Raw genomic sequence first — 4,057 nt, forward strand, 5'->3', positions numbered from 1 at the left:
GCCTGCGCGCCAGCCCCGCCCCTGCCGGCCGCCGGGGCCGTCAGCCGTCCGTGACCTCGCCCGCCGGCGGTTCGTTGCTGCCCGGCCGGGCGCGGACCTCGTCCGTGCAGACGTGGCGGCGTGCGGACCGGTCGCCGGGGCCGGCCAGGACGACGGAGCCGTCGCCCTCGCCCGCGGCCGAGTCGGAGAGGGTGCAGACGACCTGGGCGAGCGCGTACGACGTGAGGTCGTCGGGGGCGGTGTCGAGGCGCAGTGTGTCCTTCGGGTCGCCGGGGCGCGGGCCGGTCACGGTGACGCCGCGGCGTACGTCCGTGGTGTACCCGGCCTCCTTCTCCGCGGCCGACGGCGGCGCCGCCAGCTCGTTCAGCAGCCCCTGGGCCATCAGTACCCGCCGCCCGGAGTCCACGCCGTCCGGCACCCGCACCGTCCGGTCCACGGCCACCAGCGACGAGCCGCACAGCAGGAAGACCTGCACCGGTACGCCGGGCGCGGCCTGCGTCGACACGTCCGGCTCGGCGAGCGAGCAGCGCACCCGCGAGGGGGCGGGACCGTAGTCCGTGGGCACCTCCGTGGCCCGGATGCCGCACCCGGCGAGCAGCGCGGCCAGCACGGCCAGCCCGGGCAGTGCCGACAGACGGCGTACGGTCATCAGACCTGTCCCTTCGCGTCCTTGCCCGTGCTCCCGTCACCCGAAGTACCCCCGGCGTCCTCGTCCGCCGGCGGGTCCTGCGGCAGCCGCAGCGTGAACACCGCACCACCCTCGGGGGAGTTCTCGGCGGTGATCCCACCGCCGTGGATGTGCGCGTTCTCCAGGGCGATGGACAGGCCGAGCCCACTGCCCTCGGAGCGCGGTCGGGAGGCGCTCGCCTTGTAGAAGCGGTCGAAGACGTGCGGCAGGACGTCCTCGGGGATGCCGGGCCCGTTGTCCCGCACCCGGATGACCACCTCGTCGTCCGCCCGCGCGACCGACACCCGCACCGGCGACCCGCCGTGCTTGAGCGCGTTGCCGATCAGGTTGGCCAGGATCACGTCCAGGCGGCGCGGGTCGAGACGGGCGTGGATGCCGCGCTCGGCGTCCAGGTCGACGGCGTCCAGCCAGGCGCGGGCGTCGATGCAGGCGGTGATCTGGTCGGCGACGTCGACGTCGTCCAGGACCAGCCGGGCGGTGCCCGCGTCGAAGCGGGTGACCTCCATCAGGTTCTCCACCAGGTCGTTCAGCCGCCGTGTCTCGCTGACCACGAGCCGCACCGCGGGCTCGATCATCGGGTCGAAGCCGCCGCCCTCGAACTCCAGCTCCTCCTCCAGCACCTCCGTGACGGCGGTGATCGCGGTCAGCGGCGTGCGCAGCTCATGGCTCATGTCCGCCACGAAGCGCCGCGAGGCCTGCTCCCGGCCCGCCATGTCCGCGACCCGCTTCTCCAGCGCCTCGGCGGCGCTGTTGAACGTCCGGGACAGATCGGCCAGTTCGTCGGTGCCGGACACCCGCAGCCGGGTGTCCAGCCTGCCCTCGCCGAGGCGCCGCGCCGCGACCCCGAGCCGGTGCACCGGCTTCAGCACGGTCGTCGCCAGCGCCTGCGCGAGCAGCGCGGAGCCGAGCAGGGCGAGTGCGGTGGCGATCCCCAGCGACCAGGCGAGCGAGTTCAGGTCCTCGGCCTCCGGTTCCAGCGACTTGAGCATGTAGCCGGTGGCTCCGCCGCCGATCACCTTCGTGCCGGCCACCAGGTAGGGGGTGCCGTCGTCGGTCGTCCGCTGCCAGTACAGGTGGTACGGGTGCTTGTTGGCCGGGGTGACCTTCTGCTCCTTGTTCACCGCCGTGCGCAGCGACTCGGGCACGTCGGAGAGCGCGAAGCCGCCCAGGCGGCCGGAACCGCCGTACACGGTCTCGCCCGCGGGGTTCTCGGCGACCAGCAGCACGCTGAACCGCTGGCTGCTGTTGGCCATCTGCCCGGCGGCGTGCTGCAACTCGTCCTGGGTGGGGCGCTCGGGCAGCGCGCCCGCCCGGTTCTGCATCTCCCGCTCGAAGTCGCGCAGCACCGCGTCCTGGGCGCGGGTGAGCACCGCCTCCCGGTTCAGCCAGTAGGCGATGCCGGACGCGGACACGGCGGCGGTGAGTGCGACGAGACCGAAGACGAGGACCAGCCGCAGGCGCAGGCTGGTGAAGCGCAGCCAGGACCAGACTCCCTTGCGAGCCGCGACCCAGCCGCGTGAACCCCCCTGGTGTTCCTGTGTCACTGAGGCGGATCCAGCCGGTAGCCGACACCCCGCACGGTACGGATCAGGGTCGGGGACGACGGCACGTCCTCGACCTTGGCGCGCAGCCGCTGCACGCAGGCGTCCACCAGCCGGGAGTCACCGAGGTAGTCGTGCTCCCACACCAGCCGCAGCAGTTGCTGCCGGGACAGCGCCTGCCCCGGCCGCCGGCTCAGTTCGAGCAGCAGCCGCAGCTCGGTCGGCGTGAGCTGGAGATCCTCGCCGTTCTTCGTCACGGTCATCGCCGACCGGTCGATGACCAGGCCGCCGAAGCTCGCCGAGTCGGTCGACTCCCGCTCCCCGCGCCGCAGCACGGCCCGGATACGGGCGTCCAGCACCCGGCCCTGGACGGGTTTGACGACGTAGTCGTCGGCGCCCGACTCGAGACCGACGACCACGTCGATGTCGTCGTTGCGCGCGGTCAGCAGGATGATCGGCAGCTGGTCGGTGCGCCGGATGCGACGGCACACCTCGAAACCGTCGATGCCGGGCAGCATCACGTCCAGCACGATCAGGTCCGGCCGCTGCTCGCGCAACAGCTTCAGACCGTCCTCACCGCTGGCAGCGGTGGCCACCCGGTGGCCCTGGCGGGTCAGGGAGAGCTCCAGGGCCGTACGGATGGCGTCGTCGTCCTCGATCAGCAACAGGGAAGGCACGGGCTCATTCTGGCCCATGAAGGGGGTGCGGTTCGACCTGTGGGTCCGGATGGGGCCCCGCCACGCCGCCGGACCCTGTGAAGGAACGGTGGTGCGACCGTGACGGACCCCTGTGACAGCTCTGTGACAGTCGGCGGACACGGCCATGAAGTCGCCGCGGCAAGCTTTTCGTCACAGGCAACACAGCGAGTCGCGGTACAGGCAGTACAAGCAGTACGGCAAGTCGCAGCACAGCAGGCCGAACACCGGAAGTCCACGACGGGGGGCGCGAGATGAACACGCTGAAGGGCACCAGCACCAGCGCAGTGGTCACGCGTCTGCACGACGTGCACGTACACCGGGGTTCCGAGAAGTCCGGTGCCGTGAGCGGGCGGGGGTGCGCTCGCGGCACCGGGCGCCAGCACACCGCCTACGTCGCGGTGGTCGACGCGCGTCAGGGGGAGACGCACGGGGGGCCGGTGCGGGGGGGAACGACGTACGGGGAGGGCTCGGGGGAGCGCGCCTCGCTGTCGGAGGCGGAGTTCACCGCCTACGTCCGGGAGCGCCGCGCCTCCCTGTACGCCACCGCCTACCACCTCACCGGCGACCGCTTCGAGGCCGAGGACCTGCTGCAGAGCGCGCTGTTCTCGACGTACCGGGCGTGGGAGCGGATCAGTGACAAGGCGGCGGTCGGCGGATACCTCCGCCGCACCATGACCAACCTGCACATCAGCGCCTGGCGGCGCCGCAAGCTCAACGAGTACCCGACCGAGGAGCTGCCGGAGACGGCCGGCGACACGGACGCGATGCGCGGCACCGAACTGCGCACGGTCCTGTGGCAGGCGCTGGCCCGGCTGCCCGAACTCCAGCGCACCATGCTGGTCCTGCGCTACTACGAGGGCCGCACGGACCCGGAGATCGCGGACATCCTCGACATCAGTGTGGGCACGGTGAAGTCCAGCATCTGGCGGTCGCTCCGCCGGCTGCGCGAGGACGAGGTCCTCAGCTTCGGCCGTGACCGGGAGGACGCCTTCGGCGAGTTGGTCGCCTGAAGGACGGCGGGCCGGGGGGACCGCGAAAAAAAGTAGGAGCCGGGGTGTATCAGGGGGAGGACGCCGGGCTCTTACTCACGGGGAAGCACCACGGGGGAACAACGGGGGACACGGGGGAAG

General features: G+C 72.1%; 4 protein-coding genes. 1 reads left to right on the forward strand and 3 read right to left on the reverse strand.

The window, feature by feature from the left end:
• Positions 1 to 40: 40 nt before the first annotated feature.
• Genes EBH09_RS23085 through afsQ1 form a run of 3 tightly spaced genes read right to left on the reverse strand, consistent with a single transcriptional unit; the run spans position 41 to position 2,906 of the window.
• Entirely contained in the window at positions 41 to 649 is a 609-nt protein-coding gene (locus tag EBH09_RS23085) for a hypothetical protein (protein ID WP_121748853.1), read from the reverse strand.
• The gene (locus tag EBH09_RS23090) at positions 649 to 2,232 is read right to left on the reverse strand and encodes a HAMP domain-containing sensor histidine kinase (RefSeq protein WP_121748854.1); all 1,584 of its coding nucleotides are present in this window, start codon (positions 2,230 to 2,232) and stop codon (positions 649 to 651) included. The genes EBH09_RS23085 and EBH09_RS23090 overlap by 1 nt, the downstream gene beginning before the upstream one ends.
• Positions 2,229 to 2,906 carry a two-component system response regulator AfsQ1 gene (gene afsQ1 / locus EBH09_RS23095; RefSeq protein ID WP_055418182.1) on the reverse strand — a complete coding sequence of 226 codons (678 nt, stop codon included), beginning with the start codon at positions 2,904 to 2,906 and terminating at the stop codon, positions 2,229 to 2,231. Before afsQ1 ends, EBH09_RS23090 begins: the two co-directional genes overlap by 4 nt.
• 272 nt (positions 2,907 to 3,178) lie before the next feature.
• On the opposite strand from afsQ1, the gene EBH09_RS23100 reads away from it, so the two are divergent.
• On the forward strand, positions 3,179 to 3,937 hold the full coding sequence (locus tag EBH09_RS23100; protein ID WP_121748855.1) for a SigE family RNA polymerase sigma factor: 759 nt from the start codon (positions 3,179 to 3,181) through the stop codon (positions 3,935 to 3,937).
• Positions 3,938 to 4,057: the final 120 nt, after the last annotated feature.

The sequence above is a fragment of the Streptomyces sp. E2N166 genome, assembly GCF_003671715.1.
Taxonomy (GTDB): domain Bacteria; phylum Actinomycetota; class Actinomycetes; order Streptomycetales; family Streptomycetaceae; genus Streptomyces; species Streptomyces thinghirensis.

Excerpts from the sequence above, each read along its gene's own strand:
- EBH09_RS23085 (WP_121748853.1), bottom strand. The coding sequence starts at position 649 with ATGACCGTACGCCGTCTGTCGGCACTGCCCGGGCTGGCCGTGCTGGCC.
- EBH09_RS23100 (WP_121748855.1), top strand. The coding sequence starts at position 3,179 with ATGAACACGCTGAAGGGCACCAGCACCAGCGCAGTGGTCACGCGTCTG.